Genomic DNA, 18,314 nt, shown 5'->3' on the forward strand with positions numbered 1-18,314 from the left:
ATGTCGTCCCGCAAGGCTTAAAGATCGTGTCGAACGCGACCGCCGTCGAGACCCGGCCGCCGCTTCCTGCCGTTGACCGCGTGTTGGCGACCGACGCCGCGCGCGTCCTCGCCGAGCGGTTCGGCCGCGCGGCCACGGTGGCGAGCGTGCGCGCCAGCCTGTCCGAGGTGCGGCCGGCCTGGCTGGGCGGCGCATCGGTCGACATATCTCCCGAGCGGATCGCCGCGGCGGCGACGCTTCGTTTGGAGGCCGAGGCTCGGCCGAGCCAGCGCCGCGTGTTGAATCTCACCGGAACGGTGCTGCACACCAATCTCGGGCGGGCGCTGCTCGCCGAAGAGGCGATCGCCGCCGTCACCGCAGCCATGCGCGGGCCGTCCTCGCTCGAATTCGACCTCGCGACCGGCCAGCGCGGCGAGCGCGACGACCATGTCCGCGGTTTGCTCCGCGAACTGACCGGCGCGGAGGACGCGGTCGCCGTCAACAACAACGCGGCCGCGGTGCTGCTGACGCTGAACTCGCTGAGCGAGGGCCGCGAATCGATCGTCTCGCGCGGGGAACTGATCGAGATCGGCGGATCCTTCCGCATGCCGTCGATCATGGCGCGCGCGGGCGCACGTCTGGTCGAGGTGGGAACCACCAACCGCACCCATCTCGCCGATTACGCGGACGCGATCGGCCCCGACACGGCGCTGATCATGAAGGTCCACCCGTCGAACTACCGGATCGAGGGCTTCGTGAAGGAGGTCTGCGCGCGTGAACTCGCGCCGCTCGCGCGCGACCATGGGCTGCCTCTGGTGGACGATCTCGGCTCGGGCGTGTTGGTCGATCTCGCAGCCTATGGCCTCGTCCGCGAACGGACGGTGCAGGAGGCTGTCTGTGACGGCGCGGACCTCGTCACCTTCTCCGGCGACAAGCTGCTCGGGGGGCCCCAGGCTGGCCTCGTGATCGGGCGCGCCGACCTCGTGAAGCGGCTCGCAAAGAATCATCTCAAACGCGCGCTGCGGCTCGACAAGCTCCGCCTGGCGGCGCTGGAGGCGACGCTGAAGCTCTATCGCGATCCGGACCGGCTCGCCGCCCGTTTGCCGACGCTCGCTCTGCTGACGCGTCCGCCAGACGCGCTGAAGGCGCTCGCGGGCCGATTCGCTCCGGCGCTCGCCCGCGCGGCGGGACGGGATTACGAGGTCGCGGTCGCAGACACCGAGAGCCAGATCGGCTCCGGGGCCCTGCCGCTCGCCACGATCCCGAGCGGCGGCCTCACGGTGGCGTCCGTCGACGCTCGCCGCGCGGGGAGCGCGCTGCAGAAGCTCGCGGCGGCGCTGCGCGCGGTTTCGACGCCGGTCATCGGCCGCATCTCCGACGACCGTCTCATTCTGGACCTGCGGGCGCTCGATGACGAGGCGGCGTTCGCCGCGAGCCTTGACGAACTCGCGGCTACGACCGCCGCGGCGGGAGCGGCGCGATGAGCTGGTTTGAACGCCTGTTTTCCGGTCCAAGCGACCCCGAGCTGGATGCGGAAGAGGAGGCCGACATCGAGGCGCTGATGAGCTCGGCCTACGACGCCGCGGCCGCCGGCGACTACGACACCGCCGTCGCCATGTGGCGGCCGCTCGCCGAGGCTGGCGTGGCGCGCGCGCAGAGCAATCTCGGCGCCTGCTACGCCGAGGGGCTCGGCCTGCCGCGCGATCTGGGCGCCGCCTTCCAATGGTTTGCGCAGGCCGCGGAGGCCGGCGACGCGGTCGGTCAGCGCAACCTCGCCGCGCTCTATTTCAAGGGCGAGGGCGGCGTGGAGCAGGACGACGCTATAGCGGCCGAATACTATCGGATCGCGGCCGAGCAGGGCGACGCCGCGGCGCAGGACATGCTGAGCTGGATGCTGCTCGAAGGACAGGGCGTCGAAACTGACGCGGTGGAGTCTCGCCGATGGGCGCTCGCCGCCGCCGAGCAGCAGATCGCGACGTCGATGACGCGGCTCGGGCTGATCGCTCACAATGCTCTCGGCATGGAGCGCGACCCCGAAGAGGCCGCCCGCTGGTGGTTCGAGGCCGCCCGGCGCGGCGAGCCTGACGGTCAGGCCATGCTGGGGGCGGCCCTCCATCTCGGGCAGGGGGTCAAGCAGGACGACCGCGCCGCCCTCGTGTGGCTCTTGCGCGCCGACAAGGGCGGCAGCAGCCTGGCCGCTCCCTTCGTCGGCGTGGTGCGCAATCGGCTGCCGGACGAGGACGTCAGGCTCGCGCAGCAGGCGGCGGCCGTTCCAATCGCCGAGCCTCCGTCCGACGACGAGGGGCCGTCGTGATCGTAGGCACGGCTGGGCATATCGATCACGGCAAATCGGCGCTGGTGCGCGCGCTGACCGGCGTCGATCCGGATCGTTTGAAGGAGGAGAAGGCCCGCGGGGTCACCATCGATCTCGGCTTCGCCTATCTGCCGCGGCCGGATGGAGCGGTGATGGGCTTCGTCGACGTGCCGGGACACGAGCGTTTCGTGCGCAACATGCTGGCCGGCGCCAGCGGGATCGATCTTGTGCTGCTCGTGGTCGCCGCCGACGACGGGCCGATGCCGCAGACTCGCGAGCACCTCGCGATCGTCGACCTGCTGGGAGTCCGCAACGGGCTGGTGGCGATGACGAAATGCGACCTTGCCGACGCCGCCCGCCGCCGGGTTGTAGAGGACGAGATCCGCGCGATGCTGCGCGGCGCCGCGCTCGGCGAGGCCGAGGTGCTGCCCGTGTCGGTCGTCACGGGCGAAGGACTGGACGACCTCCTCGCCCGGCTCGACGTCGCGCTATCGGCGCAGGAAGCGCGCAAGGAGAATGGCCGGTTCCGGCTCGCCGTCGATCGCTGCTTCACGCTCGCCGGCGCCGGAACGGTGGTCACCGGAGCGGTGCGCGACGGCGCGGTGCGCGTCGGCGACAGCGTCGTCGTGTCGCCCTCCGGCCTGAGCGCCCGCGTACGGGCGATCCACGCGCAGAACCGCGCCGCAGACATCGGCCGGCCCGGCGAGCGCTGTGCGCTCAACCTTGCGGGTCCAGGCGTGACCAAGGACGCGATCGCCCGCGGCGACGTCGTCTGCGCCCCCGAATTGCACGCCCCGACGGCCCGGATCGACGTCGAACTCAAGCTGCTCGCTGGCGAGCCCCGCCCGCTCAGCGCATGGACGCCTGTGAGATTGCACCACGGCGCTGCCGAAATCGCCGGCCGCGTGGTGCCGCTCGAAGGCGAGGGGCTTCGTCCGGGCGAGACCGGGCGCGTGCAGCTTGTTCTGGAACGTCCGATCGCGGCCATTGCGCTCGACCGCTTCGTGCTGCGCGACACCAGCGGCTCCCGCACGATCGGCGGAGGCCGCATCCTCGATCTGCGGGCGCCGGCCCGGAAGCGGCGTTCGCCGGAGCGGGTCCTGCAGCTCGACGCGCTGAGCGAAGCCGACGACGCCGCGGCGCTCGGGAGTTTGCTCGCCGCGCCGCCCTTCGCGGTCGACGCCGCCGCCTTCTTCCGCGACCGGAACGTCGGTCCCAGCGACGCCGAGACGGTGATGGCGCAGCTCGGCCTCGTGCAGCTTCCCGGGCGTTCGGCCGCCGCCCTTGCGGCCGAAACCTGGGCTTCGTTCACCGCCGATGTCGCTGCGAAACTCGCCGCCCATCACGAGGCGAATCCTGATTTGCAAGGCGTCGGCGCCGAACGTCTGCGTCTCTCGGTGCAGCCGCGCCTTCCGGCGCCCGTGTTCCTCGCCGCGATCGCCGCGCTTCAGCGCCGGGGCGAGGTCGGCGTCGAGGGCGCGTGGATCCGCCTGCCGGGCCATGCCGCGCGGCTTGCGCCGGCCGACGAAGCGCTGTGGGCCAGGGTCGCGCCTCTGCTCGGCGGCGACGCCCGGTTCCGTCCACCTCGCGTGCGCGACCTCGCCGATGCGCTCGGAGCGACCGAGGCGGACGTCCGTCGCACGCTGAAGCTCCTGTGCCGGCTCGGCCGCGTCGACGAGATCGCCCATGACCATTTCTTCCTGCGCGAGACCACCGCCGAGCTGGTCACGGCGGCGACGGACGTCGCCCGGACCGAAGAGGGCGTGCTGACGGCGGCGCGGTTCCGTGATCGGCTCGACAACGGCCGCAAGGTCGCGATCCAGATCCTCGAATTCTTGGACCGTCACGGCGTCACCATCCGCCGCGGCGACGAACGGCGGATCAACCGCCACCGCGTCGATCTGTTTCGGCGGAGCGACGTCACCGGCGAGGAAGCGGCATGACCGAAGCGACCACACCCTGCGCGCTCGACGCGCTGAAGGCCGTCGCGAGCGAAGCGGACGCCGCCGAACGCCGGCTGCGCGCCAGCTTCGCCGAAGAGATTGTGCGGCTCGAAACCGAGCGTCGCCGCGCCTATCGACGGTGGGGCTTTCTCAAGGCGCTGATCGACGCGGACGCGGGCGCCGCTGACCGCGAGGGGTCCCGGGCCGCCCAGCGCGCGGCCGCCGCCGACGAACTCGAATGGGACGCCATCGACTCCGCGCGGAGGCCGGTGCTCGACGCCCTGGAGCCGCTCGCCGACGCGGTGCACGACGCCCGGCTGCGGGCGGAAGGCGGCTCGGACTCCCAAGCGACCGTCGTGCGGGTCGCCGCCACCCGCGGCTCGGACGATGCGAGCGACGGCGACGCCGGGATCGATCTGCTGCAGGCGTTGCTGGCTTTCGAGGCGTGGTACGAGTCGGTCCTTGGCAGGCCCTTCGTCGCGAATTTCGACCGGACGCTTGCGGAGACGCCGCTTGTCGACTTCTGACGAGATGCATTTCGACGGCTGGCTGAAGGCGGCCTTCGCGGAGACCGGCGGCTTCACGGCGCTGGTGGTGCTGGTTGAGATCGGCGAGCGCGACGCGACGCCCGTCGCGTCCACCTTTCTGCATGTCATTGGGGACGAGACCGACTGGGCCGCGATGCGGCGCATGTTCGCAAGCGCTCCGGGAAAGTGGAACGGCGCCGTCTTCTTTACGGAGACGGCGAAAGAAGGCGGCCCTATCCCTGAGCCGCTCGCGCGGATCGAGTTGCGCCGCGTCGAGTCCATGATCGACGACGATCGCCTGACGCTGAACGAGGGCGCCTTCTTCGACCGCCACGGCCGGCGCATGCGCATCGACGAGGACGAGGCGGCGGAGTGACGGCGAGAGCGGCCCCGGCGGAGGATCGGGCGGCGGCCGCAGGCGAGCCGCCCCTGAAGTCGCTCGGCGGATCGGTAGGCGGGGTCGATTTCGGCTTCGACCGGTGCGACGATCCCAACCTGCTGTCGATCACGGCCGCGCAAGCGCGCGCGGCGGCGCTCGTCGACGCGCCGGTTCCGGCCGAGCGGGCCGCGCTCGCCGCGCTGCGCGGCCGGGTGTCGGCCGAGGAGGTGCTCAGCCCGACCCCTCTGCCGCCTTTCGACCATTCTGCGATGGACGGCTATGCGCTGGGCGACCTCGGTGTCGAGCACGTGGTGCGCGCCCGCCTCGCAGCCGGCGCGGCGGGCCTGCGCGACGCGCTCAAGCCGGGCGAGGCCGTCCGCATCATGACTGGCGCTCCCGTGCCGCCGGGGGCCCTCGCGGTGGCGATGCAGGAACGGGCGAGCCGGCGGGGCGATCGCATCACGCTGGAGCAGCCCCCCGTGAGGGGCGCCAACATCCGCCGCCGCGGCGAGGACGTCGGCGTCGGCGACATGATCGTGCCTGCGGGCGTCGCGCTCGACGCGCGCCACGTCGCCATATTGGCCTCCGCGGGCGTGACGGACGTCCAGGTGCGCCGCCCCGTCGTGATCGGCCTCATGTCCACAGGCGACGAACTGCTGAGGCCAGGCGAGCCGCCCGCGCCAGGCCGCATCCACGACGCCAATCGGCCGATGCTCGCGGCGCTGCTGGCGCATCCCTCGCATGCGATCGTCGATCTCGGCGTCGCGCCGGATGATCGCGTCGAGCTGCGGCGGCTGATCGTGGACGCCGCTTCGCGCTGCGACGTCATCGTGACGAGCGGCGCGACATCGGTCGGGGAGGAGGACCATCTCGCCGCCGCCGTCGCCGAGGCTGGCGGCCGGCTCGAACTGGCGCGCGTCGCGCTGAAGCCGGGAAAGCCGATCATCGCAGGACGCGTCGGGCGCGCCGTTCTGATCGGACTCCCCGGCAATCCGTTCGCCGCGTTGGTCGCTTATCTGGTCGTCGGGCGCGTCGCGCTCGAGAGGCTGGCCGGCTTGGAGCCGCGGCGGTTCCAGCCGCTGCCGGGCGTCGCAGCCTTCAGTCAGCGCGGGCCCGGAGGGCGGACCGAGTTCGCTCCCGCGCGCATCATCGGGGTGAACCGGGCGGGCCTGCCGATGATCGAAAAGCTCGGTCGCGGCGGCTCCGCCCGGCTCGCTCCGCTGATCGCGGCCAACGGCCTGGCCGTCATTCCAGCCGGCGGGGGAGATGTCCGTCCCGGCGACGAGATCGGCTTTCTCGCTTTCGAAGCGGCTGCGGAACTCTGAGCAAGCTGAAAATCGGCAAAAAAACCGCCCGGGAGGGACCGGGCGGCTGGGAAGGTCCTATGCCTGGCATATGGCCGGATCGACCGAATTTTGAGCGATGAACTGTAGGAAGAACGAATCGTCGGCCCGCAGGTTCCGGCGTCCGCACACTTATTATTAGCGAGGCCCAAGCTCGAGGCGAAACCGTCGCCTATTCGGCGGGCTCGGGCGCTTCGCGGGGCAGACGGGCGAGCAGACCGAGCAGCGCCCGGTCGTGGAGCACCACCGTCTTCTCCCGGGGCGTGAGCCACGAGACGGCGTCGCCGATATGCTCGGCCTCCGTCAGCTTCGCCGCCGCGATCACCCGGTCGGGCTCGATCGCGCCGCGCCGCCGCGGCGGCGCCTCGGGCAGCATGCGCTCGTGCTCTCTCATGAAGTCCCCGTCGCTGGCGAGCGCCATGAGCGCCTCGCCGTCGTCCGTGCCAGCCTTCGCCAACGACTCGGCGCTCGCCCGGGCGGCGGTGGCGATTTCGGGGATCTCGGTTTCCTCGGGGATCATCATCAGCCCAAGCCGCTTGAGCGCGAGGCCCGAGGCGAGGTTTCCCGAGAGCCATGACAGCGGAATAGCGAGCAGCAGGCCTGCGATTGTCGGGGACATCCATCCGGCGAGCGACGGCGCGATCATCAAGGCGGTCACCAGCGTGACGACCCCGAGCGCGGTGTGCCAGCGGTGCCGGCGCACGATGTCGATGAAGGGAATCGATCCGTCGTCGCGACGCTGCGGATTCCAGCCGGTCGCGCGGCCGAGCAGGATCTGGAACACGGAGCCGGACTGCACCAGCATCATGATCGGCGCGAACAGCGACGAGAGCACGATCTCGATCAGGGACGAGACGATGGTCCGAAATGCGCCGCCGCTGGCGCGCCGCGAACGGCCGTTGAGGAGATGCACGATCAGCCCGAAGATCTTCGGGGCGATCAGAATCGCCATGGTCGCCCCGAACAATGCGAGCGCGCGTTCGGCGTCGAAACGCGGCCAGGCCGGAAACAGCGAGAACTCGTCCGTGAAGTATTCCGGGCGGATGAACTTGGACTGCAGGGCGAGCGCGATGCCGCACAGCAGCATGAACATCCAGAGCGGCGAAGCGAGATAGGAGAAGATGCCGTTGAGGAAGTGCTGGCGGCTCAAGGGGTGCAGGCCACGGGTCGTCAGCAGCGCTGTGTGCTGCAGGTTCCCCTGGCACCAGCGCCGGTCGCGTTGCGAGACGTCGATCAGGGAAGGCGGGCTCTCTTCGTAGGAGCCCTCCACGCGGGGCAGCATGTAGACCGCCCAACCTTTGCGCCGTATGAGCGCGGCCTCGACGAAGTCGTGGCTCATGATCAGACCGCCGAAGGGCGGGCGGCCTTTCAGGTCCGGCAGCCCTGCGCCGCCGGCGAAAGCCTCCATGCGGATGATGGCGTTGTGGCCCCAGTAGTTGCCGTCGCGGCCGAACCAGGTCGCGATGCCCGCCGCGATGACCGGCCCGTAGACTCGGCTCGCGAACTGCTGGACGCGCGCGAACAGCGTGTTCCGATTGATGACGAGCGGCAGCGTCTGGATGATCCCGGCGTCAGGATCGGCCTCCATGGCGCCGGCCAACGCCACGACGGCGTGTCCGGTCATGAGGCTGTCCGCGTCGAAAATCACCATCTGCTCGTAGGCGCCGCCCCAACGGCCCACGAAATCTTCGATGTTGCCGGCTTTCCGCCGATGATTCACCGCGCGGTGCCGGTAATAGACGCGGCAGTCCGGCCCAAGCGCCTCGCGCAGTAGCAGGAAGGCGCGCTCCTCCGCGATCCAGACATCCGGATCGGTCGTGTCCGACAGCAGGAAGCAATCGAAATGCGCGCCGAAGCCAAGCCGGCCGATCTCCGCGTGGACCGCCTGGATGGCGCCGAACACGCGGCTCGGCTGCTCGTTGTAGATCGGCATCACGAGCGCGGTGCGGGAGACGAGCGTCTCCGGGACGTCCGGTTGCTCGATGGCCGGTTTGCCGATCAGCACGAAGAAGCCGACGATCGAACTCGCGAAGGCGAGCGCGATCCAGGAGAAGTTGATCAGGAACAGCCCAAGCAGCGCCCACTCGAGGACGGTGACGCCGCCGACCTCGACGACGCCGTACATTTCTCGCGCGCCGAGAGCGACGGAGACGATGAAGCCGACGGCCACCACCGTGCGGCTGATCCAGGGCGTCTTCCATGCCTCAGGCCGCGTCCGCGGCCGAACTTGATCCTTCGACCATCGCTTGAGCGGCTGGGTCGGCATGTCGAGCCGGCGCTCGGGGGGCATGGCCGGGGGCGCGTTGGCGCGATCGGGAGCCGCAGCGATCTCGTCGGTCACGCGGTCCACCGGTAGAGCCAAGTCTCGCTGATCGGTTTGCCGTCCGCCTCGAGCACGAGACGAAGCTCGCAGAGGTCCTCGTTGCCGGGATCGAGATCGAACGTCACGCGGTAGCCCTTGATCTCCGGATTGGGACGCCCCGCTATCTCGCGAAGATCGCCGACGGAGGTCGAAGCGACGGGGCGTATGGCCGACGCGCGGCTCGGGTCGGCGACGGCTTCGCCGACGAAGTCGACCACGAAGCGCCGGCGGCGTCCGCCGGCTGCGCCGGTCACGGTCGCGAAAGTGACGGCGTTCGCCGGCCGGTCGGGCGGCGTCCAGCACCAATGCAGGCGATAGGCGAGCGAGGTGCGCTTTCCCGGCTCCAGCGGAGCTTTCGGCCGCCAGTAGGCGACGATGTTCTCGTTGATGTCGGTGTCGGTCGGAATTTCGAGGAGCTGGAACTGGCCCTCGCCCCAGTCGCCGATCGGCTCCACCCACACGCTCGGCATGCGGTCGTAACGACGGCCGAGATCGTTATAGGCGGGGAAGCCGCGCTGGCGCTGAAGCAGGCCGAAGCCGCGCGGGTTGTTGTCTCCGAACACGCTGATCTGCAGCTCGGACGGATTGACCAGCGGGCGCCAGACCCATTCCCCGCCGCCATTCCAGATCTGCAGTCCGTCGGCGCGGTGCACCTGGCCTCTGATGTCGTCGACGCCGACACGATCGTTCGGGCCGAAATAGAACATCGAGGTCATCGGACCGACGCCGACGTGGTTCAGCGCCTCGCGGGGAAACAGCGTGAGCTCGACGTCGATGACGGTGATCTCGCCCGGCCGGAGGGTGAAGCGGTAGGCGCCGGCGACGCGGCGGCTGTCGAGCAGAGCGTGCACGACGAGAGCGCCCGCGCCGGGGTTGGGCCGCTCGATCCAGAACGAACGGAAGAGCGGGAATTCCTCGCCGTTGGGCTCGCCGACGTCGATCGCAAGGCCGCGCGCCGAGGCTCCGAAGATCTGGCCTCGGGCCAGCGCGCGGAAGATCGTCGCGCCCTGGAAGGTCGCGAACTCGCGAAACTCGTCCGGCCTGTCGATAGGCGCCCGCGCGGTGAAGCCCGACAGCGGAAACGGCTTGTCCGGCTGAGGCTTCGGCGCCTTGCCGAAGTCGAACCAGTCCGTGGTTTCCGGCAGCTTGCGAACGAGACCGTCGTCGATCGTCGCGATCCGGACCGGCGACCGGTAGATGAAGCCGCCCGGCAGGACGTCGAGCACGAAGCCGCGGTTCTCGTTCAGCCACGGCGCGCGTTCGGGCTTCATCCGGATGGTGCGGTAGACGTCGAGCGGAAGCTCGGCCAGTCCCTCGGGAAGGAAGCCCCGCGGCGCCTCGTGGGGCCGCGAGGCCAAGAGGCGCGCCGTCTCCTCCAGCGCCTCGCGGGTGAAGGAAGCGCCGTCCGCATAGAGGTCGGGCGGCGGCGGGGCCGCCGGCTTTGGCTGGTCCTGGGCGGTCGCCGCCGCGGCGGCGAAGGGCGCGGCCAGCGCGCCTGAGACGAATGCTCTTCGGTCCATCGATGCGGCGCAGGGCGGCTCGCGACGGCCGCCGGAACTAGGGACGTTGGATCGCGTGGTTCGAGAGATGTAGCGCTCCCGCGACGAATCTATGGGCGACGGCCCGACGGGAGCGATCCGCGGACGGCCGCTGAGGCGGACCGTCAGGGCCGCGCGATCGGTTCGCCGGCGTAGGTTGTCGTATCGCAGGCGAGGCCCTGGTCCGCAAGGGCCGCGCAGACGCGTTCGGCCTCCATGCGCGTTTGAAAGGGACCTGCGATCAGGTCGAACACGCCCGCGCCCTGGCCGACGCGGAGCGCGCGCGGCGTCAGGCGGGACAGGGTGTCAGGATGACGCGCGGCGAGCGCGCCCCAGCGCCGCCTCACGGCTTCAACCGAGGCGTCGGCCCCGAGCGCCACGCCGAAGCCGCCGGTCCTCGCCGGCTGGACGGGAGAGGGCGTTCCGCCGGCCGGACGGCCGATCGAACCGGTGACCTCCGTCGATGGCGAGGCGTTCGCCGCGATCTTGAGTTCGCCAACGCCGCGCTCCACGCGGGCGAGCCGTTCGACCATCCGGTCGCGCTCGGATGCGAGCTGACGGAGGTCGCGACGGAGGTCGCCGATATCGTCCGACGCGACGAGCCGTCCGTTCACCGCAGGGTCGGACGCTGAACGCCAGACGGTCGCGGTCGCGGCGAACAAGGCGATCGTCATCAACGCCCCCCAGATCAGCGAGGGCGACGCGCGGTCGAGGCGGTGCTCCGCATAAGGCCGTTCATCGTACAGGCTGCGGTCCACGCGCGATCCTCGGAGACGATACCGCGAGCAAGAATAGCTGAGTCGCGGGTTCCGCTCCTGCGGCGCGTGCGCCGCACGGTTGCGGGAACGGCCGCGAGACGCCACTGTCGCCGGCCCCTGTCGCCTCCGCGCCGCAGCCTTGCGCCGGCCAGCATCCGGAATCGAGAATGACCGCCTCCGCCGCCCGCCGCTGCCTCACCGTCGTGCTCGCCGCCGGCGAGGGGACGCGGATGCGGTCCAACCTTCCGAAGGTGCTGCACAAGGCGGCGGGGCGCACGTTGCTCGGCCATGTGCTCGCTGCGGCGCAGGAGGCGGGCTCCGACGCGACGGCCGTCGTCGTGGGACCCGGTCGGGAGGACGTCGCCGCGGAGGCGGCGCGGGTCGCGCCGGGCGCGCGCACCTTCGTCCAGGCCGAGCGTCGAGGCACCGCGCATGCGGTGCTCGCCGCTCGGGAGGCGATCCGGGACGACTATGACGACGTCCTCATCGTTTATGGCGACACGCCGCTGATCCGGCCGGAGACCCTGCGCTCATTGCGAGCGCCGCTGGCGCACGGCGCCTCGGTCGTGGTGCTCGGCTTCGAAGCGCGCGACCCGACCGGGTACGGCCGCCTGATCTCTCGGGGCGAGAGCCTGGTGGCGATCCGCGAGGAGAAGGATGCGAGCGACGAGGAGCGCGCGATCCGGCTGTCGAACGGCGGACTGATGGCGATCGCCGGCGGACGCGCGCTCGAGCTGCTCGAAAAAATCGGGGACCGCAACGCCAAGGGCGAATTCTACCTCACCGACATCGTCGAGGTCGCCGTCATGAGCGGCCTCGCCGTCGCGGTGGAGGCGGCGCCCGAGGCGGACGTGCAGGGCGTCAACGACCGCTCGCAACTCGCCGTCGCGGAAGCCGAATTCCAGAGCCGGCTGCGGGCCAAGGCGATGTCGGGCGGCGCGACCCTGGTCGCGCCCGAGACGGTGTTCCTGTCGCACGACACCGCGCTCGGCCGGGACGTGCTTGTGGAGCCCAACGTGGTGTTCGGCCCTGGCGTCACGGTCGGCGACGGCGCGGTGATCCACGCCTTCTGTCACCTCGAAGGGGCGGACATCGGCCCCGACGTCTCGGTGGGCCCCTTCGCGCGCCTTCGGCCGGGCGCGACGCTCGCCACGGGCGCGCGGGTCGGCAACTTCGTCGAGGTCAAGAACGCGGAAGTGGGAGAGGGCGCCAAGCTCAACCACCTCGCCTATGTCGGCGACGCCAGCGTCGGCCCGCGCGCCAATCTCGGGGCCGGCACGGTGACCTGCAACTATGACGGGATCGCCAAACACAGGACGACGATCGGCGCGGACGTCTTCATCGGAACCAACTCCTCGCTTGTGGCGCCGGTGACGATCGGCGACGGCGCCTATGTCGGCACCGGAAGCGTCGTCACCGACGACGTTCCGCCCGACGCGCTCGCCATCGCCCGGGCGCGTCAGGTTACGAAGCCCGGCAGGGCCGCTCGGCTCAAGGCCGCCTTCAGGGCGCGCAAGGGCGCGTAAGAGGTTTCGCTCCTCGACGGCGCCGGATTTGTCGCGACAAGGCGTTCGCTCACAGGCGAGCGCCGCGGCTTCGCCCTTCAATCGCCGCTAAGCTCTCCGTGCTATGACGCGTCGTGCGGGCGGGCTTGAGGAGTAGGCTTCGGCATGTGTGGAATCGTCGGGATACTGGCCAGGGACGCGGCCGCTCCGCAGCTTGTCGACGGGCTGAAGCGGCTGGAATACCGCGGCTACGATTCCGCCGGCGTCGCGACGCTTGAGGACGGACGGATCGTTCGTCGTCGCGCCGAGGGCAAGCTCCGCAACCTGGAGGCCAGTCTCGTCGCCCACCCTCTTTCGGGCCGTACGGGCATCGGGCACACCCGCTGGGCCACCCATGGCGCGCCGACCGAGGCCAACGCCCATCCCCACGCCGCGGGCGGGGTCGCCGTCGTCCACAACGGCATCATCGAGAACTATCGCGAGCTGCGCGCCGAGCTCGAAGGAGCCGGCGCCGTCTTCGAGAGCCAGACCGACACCGAGGTCGTGGCGCATCTCGTCGCGCAGGCCTTGGCGGCGGGGGCGACGCCGCGGCTGGCCGTCCAGCAGGCCCTGAAGCGGCTGCGCGGGGCCTTCGCGCTCGCCTTCGTGTTCGAGGGCGAGGAGGACCTTCTCATCGGCGCCCGCCGCGGCAGTCCCTTGGCGATCGGCCATGGCGAAGGCGAGGGCTATCTCGGTTCCGACGCGGTCGCGCTCGCCCCCTTCACGGACGCCGTCACCTATCTCGAGGATGGCGACTGCGTCGCGTTGTCCCGTTCGGGCGTCGAGATCTTCGATGAGGCCGGCGCGCCCGTCTCGCGCGACGCTGTCCGATCCGCGGTGGCCTCGGTCGTGGTCGACAAGGGCGCCTACCGTCATTTCATGGCGAAGGAGATCGCCGAGCAGCCCGAAGTCGTGGGGCATTCCCTCGTGCGCTACGTCGACATGACGACGGGCCGCATCCGCCTGCCCGCGGGCTCCGACTTCGATTTCTCCGGCCTTGATCGACTGGCGATCTCCGCCTGCGGAACCGCCTATTACGCCGGCCTCGTCGCGCGCTACTGGTTTGAAAAGTTCGCGCGCCTGCCCGTCGACATCGACATCGCCTCCGAGTTCCGCTACCGCGAGCCGCCGCTCACCCCCGGCGGGCTGGCGCTGATGATCTCGCAGTCTGGCGAGACGGCCGACACGCTCGCGACGCTCCGCTTCTGCGCCGCGCAGGGCATGAAGATCGGCGCCGTCGTCAACGTGCCGACCTCCACCATCGCCCGCGCGGCGGACGTGGTGTTCCCGACGGTGGCCGGCGTGGAGGTCGGGGTCGCCTCGACCAAAGCCTTCACCTGTCAGCTCAGCGTGCTGGCGGCGCTCGCCATCAAGGCCGGCCGCGATCGCGGCGTGCTGTCGGAGAACGACGAGGCGAAGCTCGTCTCGGCTCTCATCGAGTTGCCGCGCCTCATGGCGGAATCGTTGCATCTCGAAGACCAGATCGAGAAGCTCGCGCCGACCTTCGCGAAGGCGCAGGACGTGCTCTATCTCGGCCGCGGCACGAGCTATCCGATCGCGCTCGAAGGCGCGCTCAAGCTCAAGGAAATCTCCTACATCCACGCCGAAGGCTACGCCGCCGGAGAGCTGAAGCACGGGCCGATCGCGCTGGTCGACGAGAACGTCCCCGTCGTGGTGCTCGCGCCTTATGACGCGCTCTTCGAGAAGACGGCCTCCAACATGCAGGAGGTCGCCGCGCGCGGCGGCAAGATCGTGCTGATCACCGACCAGGAAGGCGCCCGACACGCGGGCGAGACCTTCGCGACGATCGTGGTGCCCAAGGCCTACGCCTTTGTCAGTCCGCTGATCTACGCCGTGCCGATCCAGCTCATCGCCTACCACACGGCCGTGTTCATGGGCACGGACGTCGACCAACCCCGCAACCTCGCGAAGTCGGTGACGGTGGAGTAGGGGCGGCGGTCAGGGGGCGGAGGACGACTGCGAGGCGTGCTGACGTATCCAGCGGATGATGTCGCGCGGCGGCATGGGGCGGCCGAGGTGATAGCCTTGCATGGAGTCGCATCCGAACGAACGGAGCATCCGCAGATCCTCCGCCGTCTCGACGCCTTCCGCGACGACGCCCACGCCCAGCGAGCGGGCGAGATTGAGGATCGCTTGCACCAGCACCTGGTCGCCGGTCGAGTTCGCGATCCCCGTGACAAAGCACCGATCGATCTTGATCCGGTCGACATGGAGGTGCCTGAGCGAGGCCAGGGACGAATAGCCGACGCCGAAATCGTCGATCGCGATCCGCACGCCCGCGCGCGACAGCGTGGCCAGCTTGTCCTGCACGGCCCGAATGTCCATCGCCGTCTCCTCGGTGATCTCGATCTCGATCATCGACGTCGGGACGTTCTTGGACTTCAGCGTCGCCAGCACGATCTCGTCGACAGGGATCTGGGCCATCTCCCGGGGAGAAACGTTGATCGCCACCCACAAGCGTTCGTATCCTTGGCCGCGCAGCGTCTGGACGATCTCGCAGGCGCGCTTCAGGATGAACCGCATCAGCCGTTCCGAAAGGCCGGACATCGCGGCGGCGGCGACCAGTTCGGCCGGGGGAATCCAGCCATGTTTCGGATGCTCCCATCGGATCAGCGCCTCAAAATGGCTGAGCGTCCGGCCGCCGCGGCGGAAGATGGGCTGAACCCACAATTCGAGTGATTCGTAGGCCAGCGCCTTCAGGAGATCCCGCTCGATGTCGCGCCGCATGTCCAGCCGACGGCGGAGGGCGTCGTCGAACATATGATGGCGGTTGCGGCCCGCCTTTTTGGCGGCGTACAGCGCTTCGTCGGCGCAGGTCAGCATCTCCGTGATGTCCTCCCCCAACGCCTGATGGATGCCGATGCTCGCGCTCACCCGACCCGCGTCGAAGACGGCGAACGGAATGGCGATCGCGGCGATGAGCTCGGTCGCCAGCCGCTCCGGGGAATCGTTGATGGGGCCAGGGACGTAGAGCAGCGCGAACTCGTCCCCGCCCAGCCGGGCCACCGTCACGTCCCGGGACAAGCTTTGCCGGAGACGCCGGGCCACCTCGATCAGCACCTGATCGCCGACTTTGTGCCCAAAGACGTCGTTGATCATCTTGAACCCGTCGAGATCCAGGAACATGAGGCAGAGCGGCGAGCGGGCCGTGGCCGCGCAGGTCTCGAACTCCTGCATGAAGCCGCTGCGGTTGAGCAGACCGGTCAGCGGGTCGTGGGCGGCGCGGTGAGTCATCTGCTCCGCCACCTCGATGGAGCGCTCGTGAGCGTCCCGCAGCGAGCGCGCCATGATGGTGGCTTCATTCGTCAGACGGCTCGTTTCGCGGAACGCCGCCTCGCTCTGGAGCGCGCTTCGCACGAGCGCGGCGAGGTACAGCAGCACGGTGGCGGCCAGAGAGATCCGGTCAAAGCCGCCCGCATAGATCAGGCAGCCGATCACGGAGAGCAGCGCCGGGGTGATGAAGCTAATCGCATTCACCGCGCTGGCCGCGCCATGCGTGACGGCTCCGGCGGTGATGCCGCACACCACCGTCAGGTAGAACAGGGTCTGGGGAGACGTGTAGCCCTGACAGAGCAGCGGGACGCACGCCCACACGACGCCGGAGAAGAGCGCAGCGCCTCCGAAGAACCGCAACTGGCGCTCCACAGTCCGGTCAAAGCGCTCGCCCTCGAGCGCGTCGTCTGGGTCGGGCACGACCGGCAGCGGCTTTCGCGCGGCGGCGACCCGCAGTCCGTTGACGAGCGAAGAGGCTGCGAACCAGACAAGCGGGACCACGTCCTGCCCGTAATGAAGGGCCATCGAAACAGCCGCCAGGCCAAGGGCGGCGTTCACCGGCATCGCGATCAGGACGCTGCGGCGAACCGCGTGAAGCTGGTCGGTCCGGATCAGCCGTCGCAGGGCGCGATCGTCCGGGCGATCGCGCGGAACGGCTTCTTCTGGGGATCGCGGGACGAGCGCCTCGCGAGGCGGCGTCTCCGCGGCGTGACCGACGCGCGCTGCTCCGAAGAGGGGCTCGGACAGCGCGCGATCGTTCCCGGGGGCCGCCCCGGTTCGCGGGAGCGCGGCGTCCGGTCGGGCCGACGGGCCTTCGGCCCCGTACGCTTTCATTGTCGCGCCTCGTCCGCTCAGGATCGCATTTTCATGTCTTTTGCGATCGATAACAGGCAAATGGGAAATGAACGCTTGACGTGGTTGGGGCGTCAATGAGCGGCCATCGCTACACAATCGCCATTGGCCAAGTCTGGCCCGCCGGATCTGCGCGCGCATTCGCCCGTCCCGCGGGCTTCATTCCGGCGGCCCCGATGGGCGCGTGCCGACGTAAAGAGCGCTCGCTCCGATCAGGACCGCGGTCGACAGCAGCGCGATAGGCGGCGCGCCCGACAGCGAGACCACGACGAGCGACAGGCTCATTCCGGCGAAGGCGGCAAGCTTCGCCTTGATGGGGATGGCCCGGTCGCGGCGCCAGGCGGCGACCGCCGGGCCGTAGCGGCGATGTGCGAGCAACCAGCCTTCCAGGCGCGGAGAACTTCGCGCGAAGCAACCGGCAGCGAGAATCAGAAAAATCGTGCCGGGCAACAGCGGCAAGATCACGCCGGCGATCCCGACGCCGGTGAGGATCAATCCAAGGGCGAGCCAGGCCAAGCGCGCCCCAGCGCGATAGGGCGCCCCCCCGCCGCGGTCGCCGGAGCCCTCCATCGCAGTCGGTCCCCCTCGCACGGTCGCGGAATCGCCCCACACTATGCAATATTGTGCGCCGCAGCGCCGTGCGACGGCGCTTCAGCAGATGAGGGCGACCTCGCGCAATGACGCAACCGCTCCCCGGCGCTCTCGGACCGATCGGCGAACCGCTCCTGCCGCCGCAGAAGCCGAGCGGCCTCGCCCGACTGAGAAACTATTTCCTCACCGGCCTTGTGGTCGCCGGGCCTGTCGCGATCACCATCTGGCTGACGCTGTGGCTGATCAACCTGATCGACAGCTGGGTGAAGCCGCTGATTCCTCCCGCTTGGAATCCAAACAGTTACCTCCCTGTCGCCGTACCCGGGGTGGGCGTGCTGGCCGCCGTGATCGGTCTCACCATCCTCGGGGCGCTGACCGCCAACCTGGTTGGGCGCACGGTGGTGCAGTCGGGCGAGAACGTGCTCCACCGCATGCCGATCGTGCGCAGCCTCTACAAGGGCGTGAAGCAGATCTTCGAGACGGTGTTCAAGCAGGACGGCACCAGCTTCCGCCGCGTCGGGCTGATCGAGTGGCCGGGGCCGGGCATGTGGTCGATCTGTTTCATCACGGAGCCGGCGCGGGGGGCGTTGGCCGCCGGACTTCCGGGGCCCGACCATATCTGCCTGTTCGTGCCCTGCACGCCCAACCCGACGACCGGATACCTCGTGATGATCGAGGCGTCGAAGGTGACGGAGATCGGCGTCACGACCGACGAAGCGTTCAAGTTGATCATGTCGATGGGCATCATCCAGCCGCGCGAAATCGCTCCGACCGCTCTCCAGAAGGAGGTGGAGGCGACGGCCGAGGGGGCTGAGAGCGCCGCGGAGCGCCTCAAGGCGACGGCCGAGGTCGACGCGCAGGGATAGAGGCCCAGTGTTCGCGGCCAGGCC

The 18,314-nt window shown here is 69.8% G+C and carries 14 protein-coding genes; 9 read left to right on the forward strand and 5 right to left on the reverse strand.

The genetic code is table 11. The features are described from left to right. Nucleotides 1-26: 26 nt before the first annotated feature. From selA to glp, 6 genes are read left to right on the forward strand one after another with little or no spacing between them, the layout of a single operon-like run. On the forward strand, nucleotides 27-1,463 hold the full coding sequence (selA, locus tag ACO2RJ_RS03660) for an L-seryl-tRNA(Sec) selenium transferase (RefSeq protein WP_423266645.1): 1,437 nt from the start codon (nucleotides 27-29) through the stop codon (nucleotides 1,461-1,463). Continuing rightward, complete coding sequence (locus ACO2RJ_RS03665) at nucleotides 1,460-2,293, forward strand: tetratricopeptide repeat protein (protein WP_423266646.1); 834 nt, start codon at nucleotides 1,460-1,462, stop codon at nucleotides 2,291-2,293. Before selA ends, ACO2RJ_RS03665 begins: the two co-directional genes overlap by 4 nt. Next, on the forward strand, nucleotides 2,290-4,236 hold the full coding sequence (gene selB / locus ACO2RJ_RS03670) for a selenocysteine-specific translation elongation factor (RefSeq protein WP_423266647.1): 1,947 nt from the start codon (nucleotides 2,290-2,292) through the stop codon (nucleotides 4,234-4,236). The genes ACO2RJ_RS03665 and selB overlap by 4 nt, the downstream gene beginning before the upstream one ends. Then, entirely contained in the window at nucleotides 4,233-4,763 is a 531-nt protein-coding gene (locus ACO2RJ_RS03675; protein WP_423266648.1) for a hypothetical protein, read from the forward strand. The genes selB and ACO2RJ_RS03675 overlap by 4 nt, the downstream gene beginning before the upstream one ends. Further along, on the forward strand, nucleotides 4,750-5,139 hold the full coding sequence (locus tag ACO2RJ_RS03680; RefSeq protein ID WP_423266649.1) for a hypothetical protein: 390 nt from the start codon (nucleotides 4,750-4,752) through the stop codon (nucleotides 5,137-5,139). Before ACO2RJ_RS03675 ends, ACO2RJ_RS03680 begins: the two co-directional genes overlap by 14 nt. Then, complete coding sequence (glp, locus tag ACO2RJ_RS03685; protein ID WP_423266650.1) at nucleotides 5,136-6,467, forward strand: gephyrin-like molybdotransferase Glp; 1,332 nt, start codon at nucleotides 5,136-5,138, stop codon at nucleotides 6,465-6,467. The genes ACO2RJ_RS03680 and glp overlap by 4 nt, the downstream gene beginning before the upstream one ends. Before the next feature lie 190 nt (nucleotides 6,468-6,657). Here glp and mdoH read toward each other — a convergent pair whose 3' ends face one another. From mdoH to ACO2RJ_RS03700, 3 genes are all read right to left on the reverse strand, one after another. Further along, nucleotides 6,658-8,835, reverse strand: coding sequence for a glucans biosynthesis glucosyltransferase MdoH (gene mdoH / locus ACO2RJ_RS03690; protein WP_423266651.1), 2,178 nt, complete (start codon nucleotides 8,833-8,835; stop codon nucleotides 6,658-6,660). Continuing rightward, entirely contained in the window at nucleotides 8,823-10,367 is a 1,545-nt protein-coding gene (locus tag ACO2RJ_RS03695; protein WP_423266652.1) for a glucan biosynthesis protein, read from the reverse strand. Before ACO2RJ_RS03695 ends, mdoH begins: the two co-directional genes overlap by 13 nt. 143 nt (nucleotides 10,368-10,510) lie before the next feature. After that, on the reverse strand, nucleotides 10,511-11,143 hold the full coding sequence (locus tag ACO2RJ_RS03700) for an SPOR domain-containing protein (RefSeq protein ID WP_423266653.1): 633 nt from the start codon (nucleotides 11,141-11,143) through the stop codon (nucleotides 10,511-10,513). A gap of 167 nt (nucleotides 11,144-11,310) precedes the next feature. On the opposite strand from ACO2RJ_RS03700, the gene glmU reads away from it, so the two are divergent. Both glmU and glmS read left to right on the forward strand, forming a co-directional pair. Beyond that, on the forward strand, nucleotides 11,311-12,669 hold the full coding sequence (gene glmU, locus ACO2RJ_RS03705) for a bifunctional UDP-N-acetylglucosamine diphosphorylase/glucosamine-1-phosphate N-acetyltransferase GlmU (RefSeq protein WP_423266654.1): 1,359 nt from the start codon (nucleotides 11,311-11,313) through the stop codon (nucleotides 12,667-12,669). Nucleotides 12,670-12,813: 144 nt separating this feature from the next. Continuing rightward, complete coding sequence (gene glmS, locus ACO2RJ_RS03710) at nucleotides 12,814-14,637, forward strand: glutamine--fructose-6-phosphate transaminase (isomerizing) (protein WP_423266655.1); 1,824 nt, start codon at nucleotides 12,814-12,816, stop codon at nucleotides 14,635-14,637. A gap of 9 nt (nucleotides 14,638-14,646) precedes the next feature. Here glmS and ACO2RJ_RS03715 read toward each other — a convergent pair whose 3' ends face one another. Then, nucleotides 14,647-16,974, reverse strand: a complete 2,328-nt coding sequence (locus ACO2RJ_RS03715; protein WP_423266656.1) for a putative bifunctional diguanylate cyclase/phosphodiesterase — start codon at nucleotides 16,972-16,974, stop codon at nucleotides 14,647-14,649. 18 nt (nucleotides 16,975-16,992) lie between these two features. Then, the gene (locus tag ACO2RJ_RS03720) at nucleotides 16,993-17,349 is read right to left on the reverse strand and encodes a YbaN family protein (RefSeq protein WP_423266657.1); all 357 of its coding nucleotides are present in this window, start codon (nucleotides 17,347-17,349) and stop codon (nucleotides 16,993-16,995) included. Nucleotides 17,350-17,510: 161 nt separating this feature from the next. On the opposite strand from ACO2RJ_RS03720, the gene ACO2RJ_RS03725 reads away from it, so the two are divergent. Then, nucleotides 17,511-18,290, forward strand: coding sequence for a DUF502 domain-containing protein (locus ACO2RJ_RS03725; RefSeq protein WP_423266658.1), 780 nt, complete (start codon nucleotides 17,511-17,513; stop codon nucleotides 18,288-18,290). The last annotated feature ends 24 nt before the right edge of the window (nucleotides 18,291-18,314 follow it).

Origin of the sequence: Hansschlegelia sp. KR7-227 (genome assembly GCF_049446035.1) — a bacterium.
In the GTDB taxonomy this organism is placed as follows: domain Bacteria; phylum Pseudomonadota; class Alphaproteobacteria; order Rhizobiales; family Methylopilaceae; genus Methylopila.

What these genes read in the sequence shown, in the direction of transcription:
- ACO2RJ_RS03665 (WP_423266646.1), top strand. Translation starts at nt 1,460, where the DNA reads ATGAGCTGGTTTGAACGCCTGTTTTCCGGTCCAAGCGACCCCGAGCTG.
- ACO2RJ_RS03675 (WP_423266648.1), top strand. Translation starts at nt 4,233, where the DNA reads ATGACCGAAGCGACCACACCCTGCGCGCTCGACGCGCTGAAGGCCGTC.
- ACO2RJ_RS03695 (WP_423266652.1), bottom strand. Translation starts at nt 10,367, where the DNA reads ATGGACCGAAGAGCATTCGTCTCAGGCGCGCTGGCCGCGCCCTTCGCC.
- glmU (WP_423266654.1), top strand. Translation starts at nt 11,311, where the DNA reads ATGACCGCCTCCGCCGCCCGCCGCTGCCTCACCGTCGTGCTCGCCGCC.
- glmS (WP_423266655.1), top strand. Translation starts at nt 12,814, where the DNA reads ATGTGTGGAATCGTCGGGATACTGGCCAGGGACGCGGCCGCTCCGCAG.
- ACO2RJ_RS03715 (WP_423266656.1), bottom strand. Translation starts at nt 16,974, where the DNA reads ATGCGCGCGCAGATCCGGCGGGCCAGACTTGGCCAATGGCGATTGTGT.
- ACO2RJ_RS03725 (WP_423266658.1), top strand. Translation starts at nt 17,511, where the DNA reads ATGACGCAACCGCTCCCCGGCGCTCTCGGACCGATCGGCGAACCGCTC.